The sequence below is a fragment of the Streptomyces sp. NPDC023723 genome, assembly GCF_040639815.1.
Lineage (GTDB): Bacteria > Actinomycetota > Actinomycetes > Streptomycetales > Streptomycetaceae > Streptomyces.
Genome location: NZ_JBFAAP010000061.1, coordinates 1 through 23,916, shown reverse-complemented (window position 1 = coordinate 23,916; position 23,916 = coordinate 1). Strand labels below are relative to the sequence as shown.

The following is a 23,916-nucleotide window of genomic DNA, read 5'->3' as shown; positions in this document are numbered from 1 at the left end:
GGGGGCGTCGGTCACCCAACCGAAGTTGGCGAATTGTCCGTATTGTCAGCTACTTGTCCATCCCTTGGACATCTCCGGCACATCCCCGGCACTCCTGAGCCGCTCGGCGAACTCGGCCGCCGCCGCGCCCGGGTCGTCGGCCTCGGTGAGCGCGCGGACCACGACGGCCCGGCGGGCGCCCGCGTCGAGGACCTGGTCCAGGTTGCCGAGGTCGATGCCGCCGATGGCGAACCAGGGGCGGTCGGTGCGCAGCGCGGCGGTGTGCCGGACCAGGCCGAGGCCGGGGGCGTGGCGGCCGGGCTTGGTGGGGGTGGGCCAGCAGGGGCCGGTGCAGAAGTAGTCCACGCCGTCCTGCTTGGCGGCGGCGGTGGCCTCGGCCTCGGCGTGGGTGGAGCGGCCGATGAGGACGTCGGCGCCGAGGACGGCGCGGGCGGCGGGGACGGGCAGGTCGCCCTGTCCGAGGTGCAGGACGTCGGCGCGGGCGGCGTGGGCGACGTCGGCGCGGTCGTTGACCGCGAGGAGCTTGCCGTGCCGGGCGCAGGCCTCCGCGAACACGGCGAGGTGCTCCAGTTCCTCCGCCGCCTCCATGCCCTTGTCGCGCAGCTGCACGATGTCGACGCCGCCGGCCAGTACCGCGTCCAGGAACTGCGGGAGGTCGCCCTGGCGCTTGCGGGCGTCCGTGCAGAGGTAGAGGCGGGCGGTGGCCAGGCGGGCCCGGGTGGTCGCCGGGTCGGCGGCGGTGGCGGTGGTGGCGGTCATGCGTGGTGCGTCCCCCGTGTCGGTGGCTGTTTGCGGAGCGGGGCCCGGCGGGCGGGCCGGTGTTCGGCCGGCCCGCGCGCCGGGCGGGTCGGTCAGACCGCCAGCGCCTGGGCGCGGCGCTTCACCTCCGTGCCGCGGTTCTCACTCAGCGCCTGGGCCGGCGTGCCGGGCAGGCTGTCGTCCGGCGTGAAGAGCCACTCCAGCATCTCCTCGTCCGTGAAGCCGTCGTCCCGCAGCAGCGTCAGCGTCCCGGACAGGCCCTTGACGACCTTGTCGTCGTCGATGAAGGCCGCGGGGACGTGCAGCGCGCGGTTCTCACCGCGGCGTACGGCGATGAGCTGGCCGTCCTTGACCAGCTGCCGGACCCGGGTCACCTCGATGTCGAACATCTCCGCGATGTCGGGCAGGGTGAGCCAGGCAGGGACGAGAGCATCGATCTTTGCGTCAATCTCGGTCACCCCTCAAGCCTGCCATCTGCCACTGACAGGCGGAAGCGGGGGCCCGGTGACCTGGGCTGTCGGGGTACGGATGCCCGCGGCGGCCGGTGCGGGTCCGGTGCGCCGGCCGGTGCGGGCGGACACCCTCACGCCGGCCCTTCCCGGTGCGGTCAGGCCGTCGCCGACTTCAGTGGCCTGGCGGGGTCGGTGAGCAGGCGCGGGTTCATCGCCGTGCCCGACTCGATCAGGCGGCGGCCCTGGGCCAGGTCCCTGGGCCGGCCCACCGCCAGCAGGGCCACGAGCCGGTTCTCGCGCAGCCAGCACACGGTCCAGGCGGGTCCGGCCGGGTCGCCGCGCCACAGGGTGGTGTCGCCGGCCGGGTGGTGTCCGGCGTACTGGACGAAGCGGCCGAACTGCTCGGACCAGAAGTACGGCACCGGGTCGTAGACCGCCGCGGGCTCCCCGGCGACGGCGCCGATGATGTCCGCGGCCACCGTGCGCGGGCCCTGGAGGGCGTTGTCCCAGTGGTGCACGAGCAGCCGCTCGCCGTAGCGGCCGGAGGGGAAGGACACGCAGTCGCCGACCGCGTGCACGTCCGGTGCGCGGGCGCGCAGGCGGTCGTCGGCCAGGACCTCGCCGTACGGGCCGAGGGCGATTCCGGAACCGGCCAGCCAGGCGGTGGCGGGCCGGGCGCCGATGCCGACGACGACCGCGCCGGCGGGCACCCGGGTGCCGTCGTCCAGGAGCACCGCGCCGGGCTCGACGTGCCGCACGCGCGCGTGGGTGCGCAGTACGGCGCCGGCGTCGGCGTACCAGTCGGCCATGGGGGCGGCGACCTCGGCGGGCAGCGCCCCGGCGAGCGGCCGGTCGGCGGCCTCCACGACGGTCACCGCGCAGCCGGCCTCCCGCGCGGCGGTGGCGAACTCGGCGCCGATCCAGCCCGCGCCGACCACCACCACGTCGTGCTGCCGGTGCAGCACCGGGCGCAGCCGTTCGGCGTCGTCCAGGGTGCGCAGCAGGTGGACGCCGGGGACCCCGTCGGCGCCGGGCAGCCGGAGCGGCTCGGCGCCGGTCGCCAGGACCAGGGCGTCGTACGGCACGGGCCCCGCGGAGGTGTCCAGCAGGTGTTCGCCGGGGCGGACGCCCACGGCCGTCAGGCCGAGCCGCAGTTCGATGCCGAGCGCCTCGAAGTCGATGTCGAAGGCGGAGCCCTCGGCGGTGCCCAGGAGCACGGCCTTGGACAGCGGGGGGCGGTCGTACGGCTGGTGCGGTTCGGCGCCGATCAGGGTCACGGTGCCGGTGAAGCCCTGTTCGCGCAGGGCGACCGCCGTCTGCACGCCGGCCATGCCCGCGCCCACGACGACCACGCGCCGCGCCGGGCCGCCCCGCTGCTGCGTCTGCTCGCTCACCTGATCACCTTAGTCAGCTGACGCGGTGTTGGTCAGGGGGCACGTTCAGTGAGCTGCTGCACAGTCGGTGACCTGTTCCACCACGCTGGTGCCGCCGCCGGGCCGCGACTCCCACCGCCAGGTCTCCGTCAGCCGCACCCGCCCGTCCGGCAGGGCGACGGCGCTCGACACGCAGTGTCCGCAGGCGGTGCTGCCGTCGGTCCGCAGCTGTACGTACCGGAAGTCGAGCCGGTCCCCCGCGCGGGTGCCCACCAGGTGGCCGCGGACCACGTCGCCGCCGGCGTACTCGGCCCAGACGGCGCCGTCCTCCTCGTGGTAGGTGAAGCGGGTGCGGGTGCCGACCTGGCCGGGTGCCTGGTCGGCGACCGGGGCGAACACGAGACCGTCGAGCGAACGGACCACGGGCGGGACGCTCCCTTACAGAGGCTGATACCGAGCAGTTAGGGTGGCCAACGTAAGGCACTCGCGGGAGCCCGGACGCACCGGGCTGAGAGGGAGGCTGGCGGCCTCCGACCGTACGAACCTGATCCGGGTCATGCCGGCGAAGGGAGGGGCTGGACGCCCATGTCAGCCATGTCAGACACGTCCGACGTGCTGGTCGTCGGGGGCGGGATCATCGGGCTGGTCACCGCGTGGCGGGCCGCGCAGAGCGGGCTGGCCACGGCGGTGGTGGACTCGGCGCCGGGCGGCGGCGCCGCGCGGGTGGCGGCCGGGATGCTGGCCGCCGTCACCGAGCTGCACTACGGCGAGCAGACCCTGCTGGCGCTGAACCTGGCGTCGGCCCGCCGCTATCCGGAGTTCGCCGCCGAACTGACCGACGCCACCGGGCACGACCTGGGCTACCGGCGGTGCGGCACGCTGGCCGTCGCGCTCGACGCCGACGACCGGGCGCACCTGCGGGAGCTGCACGCCTTCCAGCAGCGGTCGGGCCTGGCGGCCGAGTGGCTGTCGGGGCGTGACTGCCGGCGGCTGGAGCCGATGCTCGCGCCGGGCGTGCGCGGCGGGCTGCGGGTGGACGGCGACCATCAGATCGACCCCCGGCGGCTGGCGGCGGCGCTGCTGGCCGCCTGCGAGCGGGCGGGCGTGGTCTTCCACCGGAGTACGGCCGAGCGGCTCACCGTCGGCCGGGAGCGCGCGACGGGCGTCGTGACGACCGGGGGCGCCACGCTCGCGGCCGGGCGGGTGGTGCTGGCCGCCGGCAGCCTCAGCGGCCGGCTGAAGGGCGTCCCGGCGGGTGCCCTGCCGCCGGTCCGGCCCGTGAAGGGCCAGGTGCTGCGGCTGGCCATGCTCCCCGGGCGGCCGCCGCTGCTGAACCGCACCGTCCGCGCGGTGGTGCGCGGCAACCCGCTCTACCTGGTGCCCCGCGCCGACGGCGAACTCGTCGTCGGCGCCACCAGCGAGGAGCTGGGCTGGGACACCACGGTCACCGCGGGCGGCGTCTACGAGCTGCTGCGCGACGCCCACGAGCTGGTCCCGGGCATCACCGAGCTGCCGCTGACGGAGACCCTCGCGGGCCTGCGTCCCGGCTCCCCGGACAACGCGCCGCTGCTCGGCCCGACCGCCCTGGCCGGCCTGCTGCTGGCCACCGGGCACTTCCGCAACGGTGTGCTGCTCACCCCGGTCACCGGCGACGTCATGGCGCACGTGCTGACCACCGGCGAGCTGCCCGAGGAGGCCCGCCCCTTCGCCCCCGGGCGGTTCGCCGCCGCCCCCGTCCCCATGGAGCAGCCCGTATGAGCCTGCGCATCTCGGTCAACGGGGAGCCGCGCCAGGTGGCCCCCGGCACGGCGCTGGACGCCCTCGTCCAAACCCTCACCCGGGCGCCGTCCGGGGTGGCCGCCGCCCTCAACGAGACCGTCGTCCCGCGCGCGCGGTGGGCGGCCACCGCGCTGTCCGACGGCGACCGCGTCGAAGTCCTCACCGCCGTCCAAGGAGGCTGACCCAGATGGCCGACGATCCCTTCGTCCTCGGCGGTACGTCCTTCGCGTCCCGGCTGATCATGGGCACCGGCGGGGCGCCCAGCCTGGACGTGCTGGAGCGGTCCCTGGTGGCGTCCGGGACCGAGCTGACCACGGTCGCCATGCGGCGGGTGGACCCGTCCGTGCACGGCTCCGTGCTGTCGGTCCTTGAGCGGCTCGGCATCCGGGTGCTGCCCAACACGGCGGGCTGCTTCACCGCCGGGGAGGCGGTCCTGACCGCCCGCCTGGCGCGCGAGGCCCTCGGCACCGACCTGGTCAAACTGGAGGTCATCGCCGACGAACGCACCCTGCTGCCGGACCCGGTCGAGCTGCTGGACGCGGCCGAGACGCTGGTCGACGACGGTTTCACGGTGCTGCCGTACACCAACGACGACCCGGTGCTGGCGCGGAAGCTGGAGGACGTCGGCTGCGCGGCGGTCATGCCGCTGGGCTCGCCGATCGGGTCCGGGCTCGGCATCCGCAACCCGCACAACTTCCAGCTGATCGTCGAGCACGCGCGCGTACCGGTGATCCTGGACGCCGGGGCCGGTACGGCGTCGGACGCGGCGCTGGCGATGGAGCTGGGCTGCGCGGGCGTGATGCTCGCCTCGGCGGTGACCCGGGCGCAGGAGCCGGTGCTGATGGCGGAGGCGATGCGGCACGCGGTGGAGGGCGGCCGGCTGGCCCGGCTCGCGGGCCGGATCCCGCGCCGCCACTTCGCCGCGGCCTCCTCCCCGGTGGACGGCATGGCGGCGCTCGACCCGGAGCGGCCGGCCTTCTGAGCCGGCCGCGCCCGGTGGCCCGCGTCACAGCCGCGTCGCAGTAGCGTCCCGGCCGCGGCCGTCCACAGCCGACTGTCAGCGACGGCTCGTACACTCACCTGCGTGGACACGACCCTTCAGGACCCTCTGGTCGGGCAGCTGCTCGACGGCCGGTACCGCGTCGACGCGCGGATCGCGGTCGGCGGGATGGCCACGGTCTACCGGGCCGTGGACACCCGCCTGGACCGTGTGCTCGCGCTGAAGGTGATGCACCCGGCGCTCGCGGCCGACGGCACCTTCGTGGAGCGGTTCATCCGGGAGGCCAAGTCGGTCGCCCGGCTGGCCCACCCCAACGTGGTGCAGGTCTTCGACCAGGGCACCGACGGGGTCTACGTCTACCTGGCGATGGAGTACGTCTCCGGCTGCACCCTGCGCGACGTGCTGCGCGAGCGCGGGGCGCTCCAGCCGCGCGCGGCCCTGGACATCCTGGAGCCGGTGCTGGCCGCGCTCGGCGCCGCGCACCGCGCCGGGTTCGTGCACCGCGACATGAAGCCGGAGAACGTGCTGATCGGGGACGACGGCCGGGTCAAGGTCGCCGACTTCGGCCTGGTCCGGGCCGTGAACACGGTCACCAGCACCACCGGCGCGGTGCTGGGCACCGTCTCCTACCTGGCGCCCGAGCAGATCGAGCACGGCACCGCCGACCCGCGCGTGGACGTCTACGCCTGCGGGGTGGTCCTGTACGAGATGCTGACCGGCGCCAAGCCGCACCGGGGCGACTCCCCCGCCCAGGTGCTCTACCAGCATCTCAACGAGGACGTGCCGCCGCCGTCGGCCGCCGTGCCGGACCTGGCGTTCGAGCTGGACGAGCTGGTGGCGACGGCGACCGCGCGGCGCCCGGAGATCCGTCCGCACGACGCGGTGGCGCTGCTCGCGCTGGCCCGCGAGGCGCGCGGGACGCTCACCGCCGGCCAGCTGGACGCCGTACCGCCGCAGGCGCTGGCCGACGGACCCGGCGGCCATGACAACGCCGACGACCGTACGAGCGTCATCCCGCGCGCGCTGACCATGATCCGTCCGCTGCCGGTGAACGAGGAGGAGGCACCGCTCGCGGACGGCTACGACCGCACCAGCCGGCTGGACACCCCGCCGCCCCCGCCGCGGCGCGGCCCGGGTCTGCGCCGCGGCCCGCTCGCGGTCGTCGTCGCCGTGCTGCTGGCGCTCGGCGTCGGCGCGGGCGTCTGGTACATCAACTCGGGCCAGTTCACCGAGGTCCCGCCGCTGCTGGAGAAGACCGAGGCGCAGGCCGAGGACCGGCTGGAGCAGGCCGGTCTGGACGTCGGCGACGTCAAGCACGCGTACAGCGACACGGTGGAGCGCGGCGCGGTGATCAGCACCGACCCGACGGCGGGCACCCGGATCCGGAACAACGACTCGGTGTCGTTCACCGTCTCCGACGGCCCCCGGACGGTGAAGCTGGCCGATGTGGCGGGCTACCGGCTGGACCGGGCCAGGTCGGTGCTGAAGCAGGACGGGCTGGAGCCCGGCATGGTCACCCGCGCGTTCAGCGACGACGTCCCCAAGGGCTTCGTGATCTCCACCGAGCCGGAGCCGGGCACCACGGTGCGCGCCGGTTCGGCGGTCGCGCTCACCGTCAGCAAGGGCCGCGCGGTCGACGTCCCGGACGTCACCGGCGACGACCTCGAGGACGCGCGCGCCGAGCTGACCGAGGCGGGCCTGAAGGTGACGGTCGCGGCGGCGAAGGTGACCTCCGACGACTACGCGGCGGGCGAGGTCGCGCGGCAGTCGCCGGGCGACGGCGAGCAGGTCGCCGAGGGCGCCACGGTGACGCTGACGGTCTCCAAGGGCCCGGAGCGGATCGAGGTCCCGGACGTGGTCGGGGCCGACGTCGACGACGCCCGGCAGCAGCTGGAGGAGGCCGGCTTCGAGGTCGAGGAGGACCGCGGGCTGCTCGGTCTGTTCGGCGACACGGTCAAGAGCCAGTCCGTGGCGGGCGGCGACACCGCCCCGAAGGGTTCCAAGATCACCCTCACGATTCGCTGACGCGCGGTCCGTGACAACCGGCCCCTGACCCGGCCCTGACACCCCACCCCCGACACCTGGCATCCTGGACCGGGACATGAGCACAACACCTTCCCCCCAGCCCTCGCCCTCGCCCGCCCGCCGCAACCCCGTCGGCGCCCACGTCCCGGTCGCCGGCGGCCTGCACTCCGTGGGCCTGCCCTACGCCCGTGACCTGAAGGCGGAGGCCGTCCAGGTCTTCGTCGCCAATCCGCGCGGCTGGGCCACCCCGGCCGGCAACCCCAAGCAGGACGCGGCGTTCCGCGCGGCCTGCGCGGCGGAGTCGGTCCCCGCCTATGTGCACGCCCCGTACCTGATCAACTTCGGTTCGCACACCGAGGCGACCGCGGCGAAGTCGGTGGAGTCGCTGCGGCACTCGCTGCGCCGGGGCCGGGAGATCGGCGCGCTCGGCGTGGTGGTGCACACCGGCAGCGCGACCGGCGGCCGGGACCGGGCGGTGGCCCTCGCCCAGGTACGGGAGCGGCTGCTGCCGCTGCTGGACGAGCTGACCCACGACGACGACCCGTGTCTGCTGCTGGAGTCGACGGCCGGCCAGGGTGCCTCGCTGTGCGCCCGGACCTGGGACTTCGGGCCGTACTTCGAGGCGCTGGACGCCCATCCGAAGCTGGGCGTCTGCCTGGACACCTGCCACATCTTCGCCGCCGGGCACGACCTGGCCGGACCGGCCGGCACGCACCAGACCCTCGATCTGCTGGTGGACACCGTCGGCGCGGGCCGGCTGAAGCTGATCCACGCCAACGACTCCAAGGACGTGGTGGGCGCCCACAAGGACCGGCACGCCAACATCGGCGCCGGTCACATCGGTGAGGACCCGTTCCGGGAGCTGATGACCCACCCGGCGACGGCGGGCGTCCCGCTGATCATCGAGACCCCTGGCGGCAAGGAGGGCCACGCGGCGGACGTGGAGCGGCTGAAGAAGCTCCGGGACGGCTGAGCCCCCTAAAGCTCGGGGCCGTCGCCCGCTTCCTCCTGGTAGGAGTAGCGCTGCTCGCGCCACGGGTCGCCGAGGTTGTGGTAGCCGCGTTCCTCCCAGAAGCCGCGCCGGTCCGCGGTCATGTACTCGATGCCGCGGACCCATTTGGGGCCCTTCCAGGCGTACAGGTGCGGGACGATCAGCCGGAGCGGGAAGCCGTGCTCGGCGGTGAGCAGTTCGCCGTCCTTGTGGGTGGCGAAGAGGGTGCGCTCGTCGGCGAAGTCGGCCAGCCGGACATTGGCGCTGTAGCCGTACTCCGCCCAGACCATCACATGGGTGACGGCGGGGGCGGGCGGGGCGATGCCGAGGACGGTGCGGGCCGGGATGCCGCCCCACTCGGCGCCGAGCATGCTGAACTTCGTCACACAGTGCAGATCGCCCATCACGGTGATGTACGGCAGCGCGGTGAACTCCTCGTGGTTCCAGCAGTGCTTCTCGCCGTCGGCGGTGGCGCCGAAGACCCGGAACTCCCAGCGCTCGGGCCGGAACTTGGGGACCGGCCCGTAGTGGGTGACCGGCCAGCCGCGCTGGAGCCGCTGCCCCGGCGGCAGTTCCCCCGACTCGTCTCCCACCGGCTGACCCATGACTCCATCCTGACAGACCGAGGCCGTTGTCCAGGAACGGGCCCATTTAAAGTCAGCCTTAAAGCCGAGCAATAGCCAATGAAATGGACTAAGCCAGGACTTACTTACTAAGTGAAGACTTACTGGACGATCTTCGAAACCAGTGCAATCATGCGGCGCAACCTGCCAGTTCCCGTGTGGAAGGAGCCTCTGCGATGCAGGGCGACCCCGAGGTCATCGAATTCCTCAACGAGCAGCTGACCGCCGAGCTGACCGCGATCAACCAGTACTTCCTGCACTCGAAACTGCAGGATCACAAGGGCTGGACCAAGCTCGCCAAGTACACGCGTCACGAGTCCTTCGACGAGATGCGGCACGCGGAGATCCTGACCGACCGCATCCTGCTCCTGGACGGACTGCCGAACTACCAGCGGCTCTTCCACGTCCGGGTCGGCCAGACGGTCACCGAGATGTTCCAGGCGGACCGGGAGGTCGAGGTCGAGGCCATCGACCGGCTGCGCCGGGGCATCGAGGTGATGCGCAACAAGAACGACATCACGTCCGCGAACATCTTCGAGGCGATCCTCGCCGACGAGGAGCACCACATCGACTACCTGGACACCCAGCTGGAACTGATCGAGAAGCTGGGCGAGTCGCTGTACCTGTCGACGGTGATCGAGCAGTCCCAGCCGGACGCCTCCGGCCCGGGCACCCAGAGCTACTAGGCGAGCCGCTAGGCGGCCTCGGGAAGCTCCGCCGTCAGCGGGGCGGGCGCGCCCCGGTCGATCAGTTCGCGGCGGGGGCAGGCACCCCGGCCCAGCAGGGCCTGGATGCGCCGTACGCAGCCGCCGCAGTCGGTGCCCGCCTTGCAGGCGGAGGCGATCTGCCGGGGCGTGCAGGCACCGGCGTCCGCGTGGGACCTCACCTGTTCCTCGGTCACACCGAAGCAAGAGCAGACGAACACGCGGTTCACCTCCCGGGCGGGGTCAAGGTCGTGCCGTACCGACTGCGCCGGTGAGGCAAACCTAACCTTACCCATCCCGTAGGTGCGGCAAAAGCGGAAGGGGCGCGGATCCTGTGTGACCCGCGCCCCATTCGCTTCCGTGAAGCGTCTCTACTGGTCGCGGTACATCTCCGCCACCAGGAACGCCAGGTCCAGCGACTGGCTGCGGTTGAGCCGGGGGTCGCAGGCCGTCTCGTAGCGCTGGTGCAGGTCGTCGACGAAGATCTCGTCGCCGCCGCCCACGCACTCGGTGACGTCGTCGCCGGTCAGCTCCACGTGGATGCCGCCCGGGTGGGTGCCGAGCGCCTTGTGCACCTCGAAGAAGCCCTTGACCTCGTCGAGCACGTCGTCGAAGCGGCGGGTCTTGTGCCCGGAGGCGGCCTCGTAGGTGTTGCCGTGCATCGGGTCGGTGATCCAGGCCACGGTGGCACCGGAGGCGGTGACCTTCTCGATCAGCTCGGGCAGCTTGTCCCGGACCTTGTCGGCGCCCATCCGGACGATGAAGGTCAGCCGGCCGGGCTCACGGTCCGGGTCGAGCCGCTCGATGTACTGCAACGCCTCCTCGGCCGTGGTGGCCGGGCCCAGCTTGATGCCGATCGGGTTGCGGATCTTGGAGGCGAACTCGATGTGCGCGTGGTCCAGCTGCCGGGTGCGCTCGCCGATCCACACCATGTGCCCGGAGACGTCGTACAGCTGCCCGGTGCGGGAGTCCACGCGGGTGAGCGCGGACTCGTAGTCGAGCAGCAGCGCCTCGTGGGAGGCGTAGAACTCGACGGTCTTGAACTCCTCCGGGTCGGTGCCGCAGGCCCGCATGAAGTTCAGCGCGTTGTCGATCTCGCGGGCGAGCTGCTCGTAGCGCTGGCCGGACGGGGACGACTTCACGAAGTCCTGGTTCCAGGCGTGCACCTGGCGCAGGTCGGCGTAGCCGCCGGTGGTGAAGGCGCGGACCAGGTTCAGCGTGGAGGCGGAGGCGTGGTACATCCGCTTCAGCCGCTCGGGGTCCGGGATCCGGTCCGCCTCGGTGAAGGCGAAGCCGTTGACCGAGTCGCCCCGGTAGGTGGGCAGCGTCACGCCGTCGCGGGTCTCGGTCGGCTTGGACCGCGGCTTGGAGTACTGGCCGGCGATCCGGCCGACCTTCACCACGGGCACGGAGGCGGCGTAGGTGAGGACGGCGCCCATCTGGAGGAGGGTTTTGAGTTTGTTCCGGATGTGGTCGGCGGACACCCCGTCGAACGCCTCGGCGCAGTCGCCGCCCTGGAGGAGGAACGCCTCTCCCTTGGCGACGGCCGCCAGCCGGGCACGCAGCTGGTCGCACTCGCCCGCGAAGACGAGCGGCGGAAAGCTCTCCAGTTCGGCGACGACCTCGCGAAGGGCCGCCTGGTCCGGATACTCCGGCTGCTGGGCCGCCGGGAGGTCTCGCCAGGTGTTCACTGCAACAGAGGAAGCGTTAGCGGTCACGCACTCAGGTTACGGGTTGGTTGCCGGGAGTCCGGTACACCGCTCAAAGTATGGGACACCGCGGACCTGGGGTAGGGTGCCTCGCATGTTCGCGCAACCGACCCAGAACTGGTGGTGGACCGCTCCTGTGGCGGCCCGCTGACTGCGCGTACTCAAGACTTCGCGAAGGCCGCCCGAGAGGCGGCCTTCGGTGTTTCCGGCTCCGGGTCCGTCTCTCCTTCCCAGAAGGAACCCGACGCCCGATGGCACACCTGCTCGATCTTCTCGACGATCCCCGTCCGTTCGCCCTGCTGCGCCGCCGCACCCCCGGTCATGACCAGGAGACGGTGGAACTGCTGCGCGGGCCGGTGACGGAGTACCCGCGCCTGGCCGACCTGCCCGCCGACTGCCTGGCCCTCGTCCCCTTCCGGCAGATCCGCGAGCGCGGCTTCGACGTCCGCGACGACGGCACCCCGCTGCTGGCACTCACCCCCGAGGAGCGGTACGAGATCCCGCTCGCCGCCGCCCTGGCACAGCTCCCCGGGCACCAGGTCCGGGTCGAGGGCGGCGGCTTCGACGTCGGGGACGAGGAGTACGCGGGGATCGTCGGGCGCGTGCTGGACGAGGAGATCGGGCGGGGCGAGGGCGCCAACTTCGTGATCCGGCGGACCTACCGGGGGCGGCTGCCCGGGTTCGGGCGGGCCGACGCGCTGGCGCTGTTCCGGCGGCTGCTGGCGGGCGAGCGGGGCGCGTACTGGACGTTCGTGGTGCACACCGGGGACCGGACGCTGGTCGGGGCCAGCCCCGAGGTGCATGTGCGGATGAGCGGCGGCACGGTCGTGATGAACCCGATCAGCGGGACGTACCGCTATCCCGCCGAGGGCCCGACCCCCGAGCACCTGCTGCGCTTCCTCGCCGACGCCAAGGAGATCGAGGAGCTGTCGATGGTGGTCGACGAGGAGCTGAAGATGATGTGCACCGTCGGCGACATGGGCGGGGTCGTCGTCGGGCCGCGGCTGAAGGAGATGGCGCACCTCGCGCACACCGAGTACGAGCTGCGCGGCAAGTCCTCGCTGGATGTGCGGGACGTCCTGAGGGAGACCATGTTCGCGGCGACGGTGACCGGCTCGCCGGTGCAGAACGCCTGCCGGGTCATCGAACGGCACGAGAGCGGCGGGCGCGGCTACTACGCGGGCGCGCTCGCGCTGATCGGGCGGGACGAGGGCGGGGCGCAGACCCTCGACTCGCCGATCCTGATCCGTACCGCCGACATCGGCGCGGACGGGCGGCTGCGGGTGCCGGTCGGGGCGACGCTGGTACGGGGCTCCGACCCGGCCGGTGAGGTGGCGGAGACGCACGCCAAGGCGGCCGGGGTGCTGGCCGCGCTGGGCGTACGGCCGGGCCGGCCCCGCCGGGAGAGCGCGCGGCCGGGGCTCGCCGACGATCCCCGGGTGCGGGCCGCGCTGGACGGGCGCCGCTCCTCGCTGGCGCCGTTCTGGCTGCGGATGCAGGAGCCGGCCGGGGAACCGACCGGGCACGCGCTGGTCGTCGACGGCGAGGACACCTTCACGGCGATGCTGGCGCACATGCTGCGCTCGGGCGGCCTGGACGTCACCGTCCGGCGGTACGACGAACCGGGGCTGCGGGCGGCGGTGCTCGGGCACGCGGGCGGGCCGGTGGTGCTGGGGCCGGGGCCGGGCGACCCGGCCGATCTGACCGACCCCAAGATGCGGCTGCTGCGCTCGCTCACCGCCGATGTGCTGCGCGGCCGTCGGCACGGGGTGCTCGGCGTCTGCCTCGGGCACGAGCTGATCGCCGCGGAGCTGGGGCTGGACATCGTACGCAAGGAGGTGCCGTACCAGGGGGCGCAGACGGAGATCGACCTGTTCGGGCGGCGGACCACCGTGGGGTTCTACAACAGCTTCGTGGCGCGCTGCGACGAGGAGACCGGCGCGGAGCTGGCCGCGCACGGCATCGAGGTCAGCCGGGATGCCCACGGTGAGGTGCACGCGCTGCGCGGGCCGGGGTTCGCGTCCGTGCAGTTCCATCCGGAGTCGGTGCTGTCGCTGGACGGCGCGGCGATCCTGCGGGAGCTGGCCGGTCAGCTGCGCGGCACGAGCACGTTCTCGGAGCGGCGGCCGGCCCGGTAGTCCAGCACGTTGCGCACCGTGGCGTCGACGATCTGGCCGACGGCGTCCTCGGTGTAGTACGCCTGGTGCGAGGTGACCAGGACGTTCGGGAAGGTGACGAGGCGGGCCAGGGTGTCGTCCTCGACGGCGGTCAGTGACTTGTCGAGGAAGAACAGGCCCGCCTCCGCCTCGTAGACGTCCAGGCCGACGCCGGTGAAGCGGCCCGCGCGCAGTTCGCCGACCAGGGCGGCGGTGTCGACGAGGCCGCCGCGGCTGGAGTTGACCAGGATCGCGTCGTCGCGCATCGCCTTCAGGGCTCGCGCGTCGATCAGGTGGCGGGTCTCGGGCATCAGGGGGACGTGCAGGGTGATCAGGTCGGATTCGGCGAGGAGTTCCTCCTTGGGGACGTAGCGCATGCCCAGGTCCAGGCAGGCCGGGTTCTCGGTGACGTCCCAGCCGAGCAGCCGCATGCCGAAGCCGTGCGCGACGCGGGCGAACGCCTCGCCGATCCTGCCGGTGCCGAGCACGCCGGCGGTGCGGCCGTGCAGGTCGCGGCCCATCAGGCCGTCGAGGCGGAAGTCGAAGTCGCGGGTGCGGTTGGAGGCCCGCACCACCCGGCGGTTGACGGCCATCGCGAGCGCCCAGGCGAACTCCGCGACCGAGTACGGCGAGTAGGACGAGACCCGGGCCACGGTCAGGCCGAGGCGCTCGGCGGTCTCCAGGTCGATGTTGTTGAAGCCGGTGGAGCGCTGGGCGACCATCCGGGTGCCGCCGGCGCCGAGGATCTCCAGGACGGACCCGCCGAGGTCGGCGTTGACGGAGCTGGAGACGATCTCGTGGCCGGCCGCGATGGGGGCGGTGTCCGCGTTGAGGAAGACGTCCAGGCAGCGGACCTCGGCCCGGCCCGCGAAGGCCCGCTCGATCAGGGGCTGCTCGTCGGCTTGCACGCCGAAGGCGAGGATCTGCACGGCGGACGCTCCCGGGTCGCTGGGCCGGCACACCCGAGTACGGGCTGCTCCACCCGAATATAGGACGCCCGCCCGGGGCGCGCCGGTCAGCCGAAGAACACCCCGACCTCGTCGTACAGCTTCGGGTCGACGGTCTTCAGCCGGGCGGTGGCCTCGGCGATGGGGACCCGGACGATGTCCGTGCCGCGCAGCGCGACCATCGTGCCGAAGTCGCCGTCGCGCACGCAGTCGATGGCGTGCAGCCCGAACCGGGTGGCCAGCCAGCGGTCGAAGGCGCTCGGGGTGCCGCCGCGCTGGACATGGCCGAGGACCGTGGTGCGGGCCTCCTTGCCGGTCCGTTTCTCGATCTGCTTGGCCAGCCACTCGCCCACCCCGGACAGCCGTACGTGGCCGAAGGAGTCCAGCGACTGGTCCTTGAGCACCATGTCGCCGTCCCGCGGCATGGCGCCCTCGGCCACCACCACGATCGGCGCGTACGACGACCGGAACCGGGAGGTCACCCAGGCGCAGACCTGCTCGGTGTCGAAGCGCTGCTCGGGGATGAGGATCACGTTCGCGCCGCCGGCCAGGCCCGAGTGCAGGGCGATCCAGCCGGCGTGCCGGCCCATCACCTCGACGACCAGCACCCGCATGTGCGACTCGGCGGTGGTGTGCAGCCGGTCGATGGCCTCGGTGGCGATGCCGACCGCCGTGTCGAAGCCGAAGGTGTAGTCGGTGGCGGACAGATCGTTGTCGATGGTCTTCGGTACGCCGACGCAGGGCACGCCGTACTCGTCGGCGAGGCGGCCGGCCACGCCGAGGGTGTCCTCGCCGCCGATGGTGATCAGCGCCGAGACGTCCAGCCGGCCGAGGGTGTCCTTGACGCGCTGGATGCCGTTCTCGTGCTGGAGCGGATTGGTGCGCGAGGAGCCGAGGACGGTGCCGCCGCGGGGCAGGATGCCGCGCACGGCCGGGATGTCGAGGGGGACGGTGACGCCCTCCAGGGGGCCGCGCCAGCCGTCCCGGAAGCCGACGAAGTCGTAGCCGTACTCCTGGACGCCCTTGCGGACGACGGCCCGGATGACGGCGTTGAGTCCGGGGCAGTCACCGCCGCCGGTCAGTACTCCGACCCTCATCGCGCAACCCCTTCGTCACGGTGGGTGGGTCAGGCCACTGTCCCGCGCGAGTCAGGCGTCGTCCAGACCCCGTTCTATCGCGTACCGCACCAGTTCCACGCGGTTGTGCAACTGGAGCTTGCCGAGGGTGTTCTGGACGTGGTTCTGCACCGTGCGGTGCGAGATGACCAGGCGTTCGGCGATCTGCTTGTAGCTCAGGCCCTTGGCGACCAGCCGCAGCACCTCGGTCTCGCGGTCGGTGAGGCGGGGCGCGCCGGGGGCGTCGGTGTCCGGGGCGGGGGCCGGTTCGGCGGCGAGGCGGCGGTACTCGCCGAGGACCAGGCCGGCCAGGCCCGGGGTGAAGACGGGGTCGCCGGCGGCGGTGCGGCGGACCGCGTCCTGGAGTTCGCCGGTCGAGGCGGACTTCAGCAGGTACCCGGTCGCGCCGGACTTCACGGCCTCCAGGACGTCGGCGTGCTCGCCGCTCGCGGACAGCACCAGGACCCGGACGCGCGGGTCGGCGCCGACCACCTCCTTGCAGACCTGGACGCCGGGCTTGCCCGGCAGGTTCAGGTCGAGGACGAGCACGTCCGGGGCGGCGGCGCGGGCCCGGCGGACCGCCTGGTCGCCGTCGCCCGCGGTGGCGACCACCGCGAAGCCGGACTCGGCCAGGTCCCGGGCGACCGCGTCGCGCCACATGGGGTGGTCGTCGACCACCATGACCTTGATGACCTCGCTTTCGCCGGTCTCCTGGACCGGCCCCCGCTGTTCAGTCACGTCCTGCCGCCTTCCCCCGCGCGGGTGTCACGCCTGTCGCGTCCTTCGGTACCTTCAGCTCGACCTCGGTGCCCTGGCCGGGCACCGAGATCAGTTCGGCCGAGCCGCCGAGGTCGCGCAGCCGGCCCCGGATCGACAGGGCCACCCCCAGCCGTCCCTCGCCCTCGGCCTCGGCGAGCCGGCCCTCGGGGATGCCGGGGCCGTCGTCGCGGACCGTGACGATCACCTCGTCGGGCTCGTCCTCGATCAGGATCCACGCGCGGGCCTGCTCGCCGGCGTGCGCGCGGACGTTGTCCAGAGCCGCGCCGACGGCCGCGGCGACCTCCCGGGCGGCGGCGGGCGCCAGCCGCACCGGCGCCCCGGGTTCGGCCAGGACGGTCCGGGCGCCGGCGTACCGGGCGAGGAGCGTACGCAGGTCGGCCGGGCCGGTGTCGGGGGTCTCGGGTTCGTCCACCGCGCGGACGACGGCGCCCTGGGCGGCGTCCTCGGAGGCCCGGGAGACGGGGACCAGGCCGCCGGAGACAAGGGTGCGCAGGGCGATCTCCTGCTCGCCGGCCATCCGGCCCAGCTCGGCCGCCTCGCCGCCGAGCACGGCGCCGCGCCGCTGCACCATCGCGAGCACCTGGAGCACGCTGTCGTGGATGTCCCGGGCCAGCCGCTCGCGCTCCCTGGTCGCGGCCTCGATCTCCAGGGCGCGGGCGAGGGTGCGCTCGGAGGCGCGGGCCACCTCGACGACGTAGCCGATGGCGATGGCGGCGACCCAGACCAGCAGCACGTTGTGCACGGTGTCGCGGGCCGGGCTGCCGCGCTCGACCAGGTTGGCGGCGGCGACCAGGGTGGAGGCGACGGCGGCCCAGCGCCAGCCGCCCTTGACCGCGAAGGCCAGCACGGCGCCGGCGGTCCATATCGAGGGCAGGGTCGGGCCGCCGGACGCGATCCGGTCGGGGTCGTCGGCGAGCGGGGTGAGCAGGACGCCGGTGAGGGCGACGGTGAGGTCGAGGGCCAGGAACCGCTTGGTGCAGGCGGCGGCGTTCGCGACCCTGGGGAGGGTGGCGAGCGTCCAGACGGCCAGCACGGCGTAGTAGCCGACGGCCAGCCAGGGGCGGGTGAAGTGCTCGTAGGCGGTGCCGAACAGGCCGATCGCGTAGACCATGGTGAGGACGCGGTAGGCGGTCAGGGCGCGCCACAGCGGCTGCTCGACCGACATCCGCATGACCCGCTCGCGCTTGGCCATCTCCCCCACCCCCGTCCGGGTCCGGTCAGGACCCGGGGCTCTGGTCCCCGTCGCGCGCCTCGGCGTCGCGCTCCTTGTCGGCCTGTTCCTTCTCCGCGCGGGCGAGGGCGGCCCTGGCCTCCTTGGCCGCCTCCTTCTCCGCCTTCGCCGCGTCCGCGAGCTGCCGCTTCATGGCGGTCGCGTACATGTCGACGTACTCCTGGCCGGAGAGCTTCATGATCTCGTACATGACCTCGTCGGTCACCGCGCGGAGCACGAACCGGTCGTGTTCCATGCCCTGGTAGCGGCTGAAGTCCAGCGGCGCGCCGATCCGGATGCCGGGGCGCATCAGCTTGGGCATCACCTTGCCCGGCGGCTGGATCTTCTCGGTGTCGATCATGGCGACCGGCAGCACCGGCGCGCCGGTGGCGAGCGCCACCCGGGCCAGGCCGCCGGGCTTGCCCCGGTAGAGCCGGCCGTCGGGCGACCGGGTGCCCTCGGGGTAGATGCCGAACAGCTCGCCGCGCTCCAGGACCTCTATGCCGCTCTTGATCGCGGCCTCACCGGCGCCGCGCGCCCCGGAGCGGTCCACCGGGAGCTGGCCGACGCCCTTGAAGAACGCCGCCGTCAGCCGTCCCTTGACGCCAGGCGTGTTGAAGTACTCCGCCTTGGCGATGAAGGTGACCTTGCGGTCCAGGACGGCCGGCAGGAAGAACGAGTCGGAGAACGACAGGTGGTTGCTGGCCAGGATGGCGGGCCCGGTGGCCGGGACGTGTTCCAGGCCCTCCACCCAGGGCCGGAAGGCAAGCTTCAGCGAACCGCCGACGGTGACCTTCATCGCGCCGTACAACAACCGAGTGCCTCCTGTGTGTGTCGCACAGACCATAACCCGGGGCACCGGCAAAGGGGCCTACGGCCCTGGTCGGTGTCCGTGCGGTCGCGTACGGTGAAGTACCTGCACCCGCGCGTGCCAGCCCCCTTGACGAACAGGAGTCCGTAGCGTGCCGGTCCTTCCAGGAGCCGAGCCGTTCCGCCACGAGGGCGGGGAGGTCGGCGTCCTCCTCTGTCACGGTTTCACCGGTTCCCCGCAGTCGCTGCGCCCCTGGGCCCAGCACCTCGCCGGCCACGGTCTGACGGTCGCGCTGCCGCTGCTGCCCGGACACGGCACCCGCTGGCAGGACATGCAGCTCACCGGCTGGCCCGACTGGTACGCGGAGGTGGACCGGGAGCTGCGCGCGCTGCGCGAGCGGTGCGCGCGCGTGTTCGTGGCCGGGCTGTCGATGGGCGGCGCGCTGGCGCTGCGGCTGGCGGCCCGGCACGGCGCCGCGGTGCACGGCGTCATGGTGGTCAACCCGGCAGCCCGCATGCACGGCCTGGCGCAGCACGCGCTCCCGGTGATCCGGCACCTGCTGCCGGCCACCAAGGGCATCGCCAGCGACATCGCCAAACCGACCAGCACCGAACTGGGGTACGACCGGGTGCCGCTGCACGCGGCGTACTCGCTGCGCGACTTCTTCCGGACCGTCGACCGGGAACTGCCGCAGGTGACCCAGCCGTTGTTGCTGATGCGCAGCCCGCGCGACCATGTGGTGCCGCCCGCCGACTCGGCCCGCGTCCTTGGCCGGGTGTCGTCCACGGACGTCACCGAGATCCTGCTGGAACAGAGCTACCACGTGGCGACGTTGGACCACGACGCGGACCGGATCCACACGGAGAGCGTCTCCTTCGTCGCCCGGCTCGCCCCCGGTCTCGTCAAGGAGCCGGAGCCCGGTCTCGGCAAGGAAGGGACGGCCGCAGGTGGCTGAGCACGACTCCGACCGTGAGGACCGCGAGGAACGCGAGGAGCGGGGGGAGCTCGGGGGTCTGGACCCGGCCGCCCCGCCGGAGCAGAGCGTGCCCTTCGACGAGGAGGCCGCCTGGGCCGCGATCGTCGCCGGGTACGGCGAGGAGCCGCCGGACCCGCCGGGCTCGAAGCCGTTCAAGTCGGTCGAGGACCTGGCGCTGCTGGATCCGCAGACCAATGACGCCGGCCAGGACGGCGCCGGGGCGGTGAAACCTCCCGAGGAGCCGGCTCCGGCCGGGCCGCTGGGCAGTTCGGTCGCCTTCGCGCCGGGCGTCGGACCCCGCGACCACAGCCCGGCCGAGCCCGCCGGGGACGACCTGGGCGAGGACGACGAGGGCCACTTCGTGCCGCCCGAGCCGCCGCCGCTGCCGGAGGGCGACGTCACCGCCAGGTTCGCCTGGCTCGGGGTGCTCGGCGGTCCGCTGCTGCTGCTGGTGGCGATCCTGCTGGGCTGGGACATGACCTGGTGGCTGACGACCGTGTGCGTCGGCGGTTTCCTCGGCGGCTTCGCCACGCTGGTGATGCGGATGCGCACGGACGACGACGAGGACGACGATCCCGGCCGGGGCGCGGTGGTCTGACGCCCCCGGACCGCTCAGCTGCCCGCGGGGATCCGGAGGGCGGCCAGGACCGGCAGGTGGTCGGTGGCCGCCCTCAGGTCGTGCTCGGTGACGCCGGGCAGGCCGCGCGGGACTCCGCAGCCGAGGATCTCGACGCCCGGGGTCGCGAAGATCGCGTCGATGCGCTGGTGCGGGTCGGTGGGGGTCGAGGTGTGCTCGTCGCCCCGGGGGGCGGTGGCCCAGCAGTCCTGGAGGTCCTTGGCGATCCGCCGGAAGGCGGGACCGTCGGGGCGCTCGTTGAGGTCGCCGCCCGCGATGGCGTGCGGGGCGCCGAGGCCGGCCAGGCGGTCGAGGAGCAGGCCGCTCTGCTCGTACCGCTCGTCCTTGTGGAGGGACAGGTGGCAGCTGAGCACGCCGAGGCGGGTGCTGCCGAAGCGGACCACGGCGGTGGCGAAGCCGCGGCGGTGCCGGCCGGGGGTGAGCGGGAGCAGGACGTCCTCGGTGCGCTCGACGGTGGCGCGCAGGGAGCAGAGCAGCGCGGGGCCGGCCGCCGTGCCGCCGCCGGAGAGAATCACCTGGCCGGAGGCGGCCGCGAGACGGGCCAGCTTCTTGCGCCAGCGGAAGAAGCGGGGGGCTTCCTGGAGCAGGACCAGGTCGGGGGCGCAGGCCCGGATGACCCGGGCGAGGGCGCCGGTGTCGTCGCGCAGGGAGCGGACGTTGTAGCTCAGGACCCGGATGACGGCGGAACCGTCGGGTTCGGTGCGGGAGTTGGGGAACTGCGGCATGTCGATCAATGTACGCCCACTGGGGTGGGGCGCGGGGTTCGTAGGCGGCTCACGGTTCGTTGTGGCTTGTCGCGCAGTTCCCCGCGCCCCCAGGGGCATGCAGTTCCCCCCGACTACATGATCGGGTCGGGTTCCCGCGCCAGGTCCGCTGCTCCCACCAGCCCGGCCTTGTTGCCCAGCTGGGCGGCGATCACGTCGGCGACCGGGCGCCAGTGGGCACCTACCAGCCAGCGTTTGTACGACTTGCGGATCGGGTCGAGGACCAGGTCGCCCTCGTCCGAGAGGCCGCCGCCGACGATGAACGCGGACGGGTCGAAGAGCGAGGCCAGGTCGGCCAGGCCCGCGCCGGCCCAGCGGGCCAGTTCGCGGTAGGAGTCGACGGCGACCGGGTCGCCCTGCCGGGCGGCCATCGAGATGTGCTTGCCCTCGATGCCGTCGGGGGTGCCGTCGCCGAGGCCGAGGAGCGCCTCGGCGCGCTCGGGGGTGGCGGCCGCGCGCTGCTTGGCGTAGCGCACCAGGGCGCGGCCGGAGGCGTACTGCTCCCAGCAGCCCTGCGAGCCGCAGCCGCACAGCAGGCCGTCCGGCACCATCCGGATGTGGCCGAACTCGGCGGCCACGCCGAAGTGGCCGCGGCGCAGCTTGTTGCCGATGATGATGCCGCCGCCGAGGCCGGTGCCCAGCGTGATGCAGATGACGTTGCGGTGGCCCTTGCCCGCGCCGAACCTGTACTCGCCCCAGGCGGCCGCGTTGGCGTCGTTCTCCACGACGACCGGGAGGCCCACGCGGGCCTCGACCTTCTCCTTCAGCGGCTCGTTGCGCCAGTCGATGTTCGGCGCGAAGTAGACCTCGGAGCGCTGGCGGTTGACGTACCCGGCCGCGCCGATGCCCACGCCGACGATCTCGTGCCCGGCGCGCGCTCCCTCCACCGCCGAGGCGATGGCGTCCACGATGGCCTCGGGCGTGGTGGGAGTCGGCACCTTGAAGGTCGAGAGGATGTTGCCTTCCTCGTCGACCACGCCGGCCGCGATCTTCGTGCCGCCGATGTCGACGCCGATGGTGAGTCCCATGAATCCCTCAGTTTCGGTCGAGCCCCGCTATGGCCAACCGTACCCGAGGCGCCGTCGCCGAGGACCGTCAGTCCAGGTCGATGCGCTGGCCCGGACCGGCGTCCGGGCCGTCCTCGTCGTCGGGGGTGTCCTGGTTCCCGGTGGCGCGGGCGTCGCGGGGCGCGTCGGTGCCGGTGGTCCAGCGGTGTTCCTGCTGCTGGACGGCGGAGCGGTAGGCGGCGAGCAGTTCGCCGCCGGCGGCCGCGAGGTGGTCGAAGACGTCCGGGTTGCGCTCGATGACCGGTTCCACGGCGGCCTTGGCCTGCTGGACGACCTGCCGGACCACCTGCTGGGCGGCGGTCCCGGCGACCGGGCCGAGCAGGGGTGCCTGGAGGCCGGACAGCTTGTCGGCGACGGTGTCCACGAGGCGGCGCAGTTCCTCGGCGGCGGAGCCGGGCGGCGGGCCGTACTCGGCGCGGCGGCGCTCCTTCTCCGCCGCCAGGTCCTCGGCGGTGGCCGTCGCCCAGGCGTCGGCGTCGGCCGCCCGTTCCCTGTCGGCCGCCTCGTCCCGGCCGGCGTCGGGCGGCTGGAGCTCTTCGCTCATGACGGACTCCTGACTACGGTTCGTCCTTACGACGTTACCCGAACGGCCGCGGCCGGTTCACCGGCCGCGCGGCCACAGTCGCGGGTCCGGCGTGAACCGCACGCTCAGCCGGCCGTCCCGCAGGGCGGCCCCGGCCACGGTGCAGCGGCGCAGCGCGGACGGCAGCGCGACGATACGCCGGAACGGGCCTGCGGCGACCACGAGTTCGTCGCCGCGCCGGACCAGGTCGAGGTCGTCGCGGACGGCGCCGGGCAGCGGGAGGTGCCAGATCAGTACGCCGTCCTCGGCGAGCGCGTCGGTGACCGGCCACTCGACGGGGGCGGTGTCGGGGTTGACGGCGGGCGCGGTGAGGGCGGCGAGGTCGTCGGTGCCGCGCGGGTCGCGGCCGAGGTGCGGCACGGCGTGGACGTCGTAGCCGTCCTGCCACTCCGCCAGGGCCTTGCGCTGCTGGGCGAGGGGGCCGGCCAGCCAGCTGTCGGCGGGGGTGTCCTCGGGCAGTACGCGGTTGGCGGCGAGCGCCTCCACCGGCAGGCCGCGCAGGGCGAGGCCGAGGGTGGTGGCGCGGACGGCGTCGGTGCCGGCCGGGCCGGGTTCGGCGACCAGCCGGACGACGGTGTTCCGGTCGGCCAGCACGGCTTCGGCGGCGGCGAGTTCCAGGTCCCAGCGGGCGGCGTGCGCGTAGAGCGCCTCGGTGGGCATGGGGACGCCGGCCAGGCGGCCGAGGACGGGGCGCAGGGCGCGGGCGGCCTGCCGTTCGGGCGGCAGCAGGCGGCGCAGGCAGCGGCGCAGTTGCTCGGGCAGGGCGAGCAGCGCGAGGGCCGCCGGGGCGGGCGGCAGGTCGACGACGAGCAGGTCGTGCTCCTCGGCGAGGGCGGCGGTGCGCAGGGCGCGCAGCAGGGCCAGTTCCCCGGCGCCGGGCAGCGGGGTGAGCTCCTCGGGGTCGAGGCGGGCGGCGCCGAGCAGGTCGAGGGCGGTGGCGGCGCGGTCCTGGAGGGCGGCGAGGCCGTCCCGGAACCCCTGGGCGGGGTCGGGCCGCCAGGCGGTGAGGTTCGCCTCGACGGCGGCCGGGGCGGGGCCGGTGGGCACGCCGAGCGCGGCGCCGAGGGTGTCCTCGGCATCGGCGCCCAGCAGCAGCGTGCGGGTGCCGGAGCGGGCGGCGGTGAGCGCGGTGGCGGCGGCGAGCGTCGTCCGGCCGCTGCCGCCCGGGCCCATGATCAGGAGGGTGCGCATGAGGCTGAACGGTACCTTCGCCCGCCGGGTGCGCCCCGGGTCCGTCCGGTCCGCTGGACGCGCGGCCCGGATCGCACGGGGGTTCCCGGCCGCGCCGGTCAGGGCTGGGCCGCCGGGCCGGTCAGGGTTAGGCCGCCGCGCCAGTCAGGGGTAGGCGCCGCGCCGGTCAGGGCTGCCGGGCCGGGCAGGGCTGAACCGCCGCGCCGGGCAGGGATGTACGCCGCCGCCGGGGCGCATAAGCGGCGCCGCCAGGCGGGGATGGGA

25 protein-coding genes and 1 riboswitch are annotated in these 23,916 nt (G+C 73.6%); of the genes, 9 read left to right on the top strand and 16 right to left on the bottom strand.

Annotation, left to right across the window (positions count from 1 at the left end; all coding sequences use genetic code 11):
* Nucleotides 1-45: 45 nt before the first annotated feature.
* The 4 genes from thiE to AB0G32_RS35150 form a co-directional block, all read right to left on the bottom strand.
* Complete coding sequence (gene thiE, locus AB0G32_RS35165) at nucleotides 46-759, bottom strand: thiamine phosphate synthase (RefSeq protein WP_361173094.1); 714 nt, start codon at nucleotides 757-759, stop codon at nucleotides 46-48.
* A 92-nt stretch (nucleotides 760-851) separates the two neighbouring features.
* Complete coding sequence (locus AB0G32_RS35160; protein ID WP_361173091.1) at nucleotides 852-1,217, bottom strand: Rv2175c family DNA-binding protein; 366 nt, start codon at nucleotides 1,215-1,217, stop codon at nucleotides 852-854.
* Between the two features lie 149 nt (nucleotides 1,218-1,366).
* Nucleotides 1,367-2,605 (bottom strand): FAD-dependent oxidoreductase, encoded by a 1,239-nt coding sequence (locus AB0G32_RS35155; RefSeq protein ID WP_361173088.1) that lies wholly within the window; start codon nucleotides 2,603-2,605, stop codon nucleotides 1,367-1,369.
* A gap of 45 nt (nucleotides 2,606-2,650) precedes the next feature.
* Nucleotides 2,651-3,007: a hypothetical protein gene (locus AB0G32_RS35150; protein WP_361173085.1), complete on the bottom strand. Its 357-nt coding sequence runs from the start codon at nucleotides 3,005-3,007 to the stop codon at nucleotides 2,651-2,653.
* Between the two features lie 53 nt (nucleotides 3,008-3,060).
* A riboswitch (TPP riboswitch) is annotated at nucleotides 3,061-3,172 on the top strand.
* Here AB0G32_RS35150 and thiO point away from each other — a divergent pair.
* The 5 genes from thiO to AB0G32_RS35125 all read left to right on the top strand — a co-directional run bounded on the left by thiO (nucleotide 3,170) and on the right by AB0G32_RS35125 (nucleotide 8,361).
* Complete coding sequence (gene thiO, locus AB0G32_RS35145) at nucleotides 3,170-4,342, top strand: glycine oxidase ThiO (RefSeq protein WP_361173082.1); 1,173 nt, start codon at nucleotides 3,170-3,172, stop codon at nucleotides 4,340-4,342. (Overlaps the previous riboswitch by 3 nt.)
* A gap of 2 nt (nucleotides 4,343-4,344) precedes the next feature.
* The gene (thiS, locus tag AB0G32_RS35140; RefSeq protein WP_361173142.1) at nucleotides 4,345-4,545 is read left to right on the top strand and encodes a sulfur carrier protein ThiS; all 201 of its coding nucleotides are present in this window, start codon (nucleotides 4,345-4,347) and stop codon (nucleotides 4,543-4,545) included.
* 5 nt (nucleotides 4,546-4,550) lie between these two features.
* A complete protein-coding gene (locus AB0G32_RS35135) occupies nucleotides 4,551-5,345 on the top strand; it encodes a thiazole synthase (protein WP_361173079.1) in 795 nt (264 codons plus the stop codon).
* A 102-nt stretch (nucleotides 5,346-5,447) separates the two neighbouring features.
* A complete protein-coding gene (pknB, locus tag AB0G32_RS35130; protein WP_361173076.1) occupies nucleotides 5,448-7,388 on the top strand; it encodes a Stk1 family PASTA domain-containing Ser/Thr kinase in 1,941 nt (646 codons plus the stop codon).
* Between the two features lie 76 nt (nucleotides 7,389-7,464).
* On the top strand, nucleotides 7,465-8,361 hold the full coding sequence (locus tag AB0G32_RS35125) for a deoxyribonuclease IV (RefSeq protein WP_361173073.1): 897 nt from the start codon (nucleotides 7,465-7,467) through the stop codon (nucleotides 8,359-8,361).
* A gap of 5 nt (nucleotides 8,362-8,366) precedes the next feature.
* Here the strand turns inward: AB0G32_RS35125 and AB0G32_RS35120 are convergent, their stop codons facing one another.
* Nucleotides 8,367-8,984 carry a sulfite oxidase-like oxidoreductase gene (locus AB0G32_RS35120; protein WP_361173070.1) on the bottom strand — a complete coding sequence of 206 codons (618 nt, stop codon included), beginning with the start codon at nucleotides 8,982-8,984 and terminating at the stop codon, nucleotides 8,367-8,369.
* A gap of 194 nt (nucleotides 8,985-9,178) precedes the next feature.
* Here AB0G32_RS35120 and bfr point away from each other — a divergent pair, with 194 nt between their 5' ends.
* A complete protein-coding gene (gene bfr, locus AB0G32_RS35115; protein WP_361173067.1) occupies nucleotides 9,179-9,688 on the top strand; it encodes a bacterioferritin in 510 nt (169 codons plus the stop codon).
* An 8-nt stretch (nucleotides 9,689-9,696) separates the two neighbouring features.
* Here the strand turns inward: bfr and AB0G32_RS35110 are convergent, their stop codons facing one another.
* Entirely contained in the window at nucleotides 9,697-9,927 is a 231-nt protein-coding gene (locus tag AB0G32_RS35110; RefSeq protein WP_361173064.1) for a (2Fe-2S)-binding protein, read from the bottom strand.
* Between the two features lie 150 nt (nucleotides 9,928-10,077).
* The gene (locus AB0G32_RS35105; protein ID WP_361173061.1) at nucleotides 10,078-11,424 is read right to left on the bottom strand and encodes a class II 3-deoxy-7-phosphoheptulonate synthase; all 1,347 of its coding nucleotides are present in this window, start codon (nucleotides 11,422-11,424) and stop codon (nucleotides 10,078-10,080) included.
* Between the two features lie 242 nt (nucleotides 11,425-11,666).
* Here AB0G32_RS35105 and AB0G32_RS35100 point away from each other — a divergent pair, with 242 nt between their 5' ends.
* Nucleotides 11,667-13,553, top strand: a complete 1,887-nt coding sequence (locus tag AB0G32_RS35100; RefSeq protein WP_361173058.1) for an anthranilate synthase family protein — start codon at nucleotides 11,667-11,669, stop codon at nucleotides 13,551-13,553.
* On the opposite strand, the gene AB0G32_RS35095 is transcribed toward AB0G32_RS35100, so the two are convergent.
* From AB0G32_RS35095 to AB0G32_RS35075, 5 genes are all read right to left on the bottom strand, one after another.
* On the bottom strand, nucleotides 13,505-14,500 hold the full coding sequence (locus AB0G32_RS35095; protein ID WP_361173055.1) for a 2-hydroxyacid dehydrogenase: 996 nt from the start codon (nucleotides 14,498-14,500) through the stop codon (nucleotides 13,505-13,507). The genes AB0G32_RS35100 and AB0G32_RS35095 overlap by 49 nt on opposite strands.
* Before the next feature lie 86 nt (nucleotides 14,501-14,586).
* The gene (locus AB0G32_RS35090) at nucleotides 14,587-15,615 is read right to left on the bottom strand and encodes a 6-phosphofructokinase (RefSeq protein WP_361173052.1); all 1,029 of its coding nucleotides are present in this window, start codon (nucleotides 15,613-15,615) and stop codon (nucleotides 14,587-14,589) included.
* A 51-nt stretch (nucleotides 15,616-15,666) separates the two neighbouring features.
* Nucleotides 15,667-16,314, bottom strand: coding sequence for a response regulator transcription factor (locus AB0G32_RS35085; protein WP_361173139.1), 648 nt, complete (start codon nucleotides 16,312-16,314; stop codon nucleotides 15,667-15,669).
* Between the two features lie 49 nt (nucleotides 16,315-16,363).
* Nucleotides 16,364-17,605, bottom strand: a complete 1,242-nt coding sequence (locus tag AB0G32_RS35080) for a DUF5931 domain-containing protein (RefSeq protein WP_361173049.1) — start codon at nucleotides 17,603-17,605, stop codon at nucleotides 16,364-16,366.
* Nucleotides 17,606-17,630: 25 nt separating this feature from the next.
* On the bottom strand, nucleotides 17,631-18,422 hold the full coding sequence (locus AB0G32_RS35075) for a lysophospholipid acyltransferase family protein (RefSeq protein WP_361173136.1): 792 nt from the start codon (nucleotides 18,420-18,422) through the stop codon (nucleotides 17,631-17,633).
* Between the two features lie 163 nt (nucleotides 18,423-18,585).
* On the opposite strand from AB0G32_RS35075, the gene AB0G32_RS35070 reads away from it, so the two are divergent.
* Nucleotides 18,586-19,389: an alpha/beta fold hydrolase gene (locus tag AB0G32_RS35070; RefSeq protein WP_361173046.1), complete on the top strand. Its 804-nt coding sequence runs from the start codon at nucleotides 18,586-18,588 to the stop codon at nucleotides 19,387-19,389.
* Entirely contained in the window at nucleotides 19,382-20,008 is a 627-nt protein-coding gene (locus tag AB0G32_RS35065; protein WP_361173042.1) for a hypothetical protein, read from the top strand. The genes AB0G32_RS35070 and AB0G32_RS35065 overlap by 8 nt, the downstream gene beginning before the upstream one ends.
* Nucleotides 20,009-20,022: 14 nt before the next feature.
* On the opposite strand, the gene AB0G32_RS35060 is transcribed toward AB0G32_RS35065, so the two are convergent.
* From AB0G32_RS35060 to AB0G32_RS35045, 4 genes are all read right to left on the bottom strand, one after another.
* Nucleotides 20,023-20,772: an endonuclease/exonuclease/phosphatase family protein gene (locus AB0G32_RS35060; protein ID WP_361173039.1), complete on the bottom strand. Its 750-nt coding sequence runs from the start codon at nucleotides 20,770-20,772 to the stop codon at nucleotides 20,023-20,025.
* Between the two features lie 113 nt (nucleotides 20,773-20,885).
* Complete coding sequence (locus tag AB0G32_RS35055) at nucleotides 20,886-21,839, bottom strand: ROK family glucokinase (protein ID WP_361173035.1); 954 nt, start codon at nucleotides 21,837-21,839, stop codon at nucleotides 20,886-20,888.
* A 67-nt stretch (nucleotides 21,840-21,906) separates the two neighbouring features.
* A complete protein-coding gene (locus tag AB0G32_RS35050; protein ID WP_361173032.1) occupies nucleotides 21,907-22,422 on the bottom strand; it encodes a DUF5304 domain-containing protein in 516 nt (171 codons plus the stop codon).
* A 57-nt stretch (nucleotides 22,423-22,479) separates the two neighbouring features.
* Nucleotides 22,480-23,652 (bottom strand): ArsA-related P-loop ATPase, encoded by a 1,173-nt coding sequence (locus AB0G32_RS35045; RefSeq protein WP_361173030.1) that lies wholly within the window; start codon nucleotides 23,650-23,652, stop codon nucleotides 22,480-22,482.
* Between the last annotated feature and the right edge of the window lie 264 nt (nucleotides 23,653-23,916).

Bases quoted from the DNA above. Each gene is read 5' to 3' on its own strand.
- AB0G32_RS35055 (WP_361173035.1), bottom strand. From the start codon at position 21,839: ATGGGACTCACCATCGGCGTCGACATCGGCGGCACGAAGATCGCGGCC.
- AB0G32_RS35045 (WP_361173030.1), bottom strand. From the start codon at position 23,652: ATGCGCACCCTCCTGATCATGGGCCCGGGCGGCAGCGGCCGGACGACG.
- AB0G32_RS35085 (WP_361173139.1), bottom strand. From the start codon at position 16,314: ATGGTGGTCGACGACCACCCCATGTGGCGCGACGCGGTCGCCCGGGAC.
- AB0G32_RS35060 (WP_361173039.1), bottom strand. From the start codon at position 20,772: ATGCCGCAGTTCCCCAACTCCCGCACCGAACCCGACGGTTCCGCCGTC.
- AB0G32_RS35125 (WP_361173073.1), top strand. From the start codon at position 7,465: ATGAGCACAACACCTTCCCCCCAGCCCTCGCCCTCGCCCGCCCGCCGC.
- AB0G32_RS35090 (WP_361173052.1), bottom strand. From the start codon at position 15,615: ATGAGGGTCGGAGTACTGACCGGCGGCGGTGACTGCCCCGGACTCAAC.
- AB0G32_RS35120 (WP_361173070.1), bottom strand. From the start codon at position 8,984: ATGGGTCAGCCGGTGGGAGACGAGTCGGGGGAACTGCCGCCGGGGCAG.
- AB0G32_RS35050 (WP_361173032.1), bottom strand. From the start codon at position 22,422: ATGAGCGAAGAGCTCCAGCCGCCCGACGCCGGCCGGGACGAGGCGGCC.
- AB0G32_RS35100 (WP_361173058.1), top strand. From the start codon at position 11,667: ATGGCACACCTGCTCGATCTTCTCGACGATCCCCGTCCGTTCGCCCTG.
- AB0G32_RS35135 (WP_361173079.1), top strand. From the start codon at position 4,551: ATGGCCGACGATCCCTTCGTCCTCGGCGGTACGTCCTTCGCGTCCCGG.
- thiO (WP_361173082.1), top strand. From the start codon at position 3,170: ATGTCAGCCATGTCAGACACGTCCGACGTGCTGGTCGTCGGGGGCGGG.
- bfr (WP_361173067.1), top strand. From the start codon at position 9,179: ATGCAGGGCGACCCCGAGGTCATCGAATTCCTCAACGAGCAGCTGACC.
- thiE (WP_361173094.1), bottom strand. From the start codon at position 759: ATGACCGCCACCACCGCCACCGCCGCCGACCCGGCGACCACCCGGGCC.
- AB0G32_RS35075 (WP_361173136.1), bottom strand. From the start codon at position 18,422: ATGAAGGTCACCGTCGGCGGTTCGCTGAAGCTTGCCTTCCGGCCCTGG.
- AB0G32_RS35080 (WP_361173049.1), bottom strand. From the start codon at position 17,605: ATGGCCAAGCGCGAGCGGGTCATGCGGATGTCGGTCGAGCAGCCGCTG.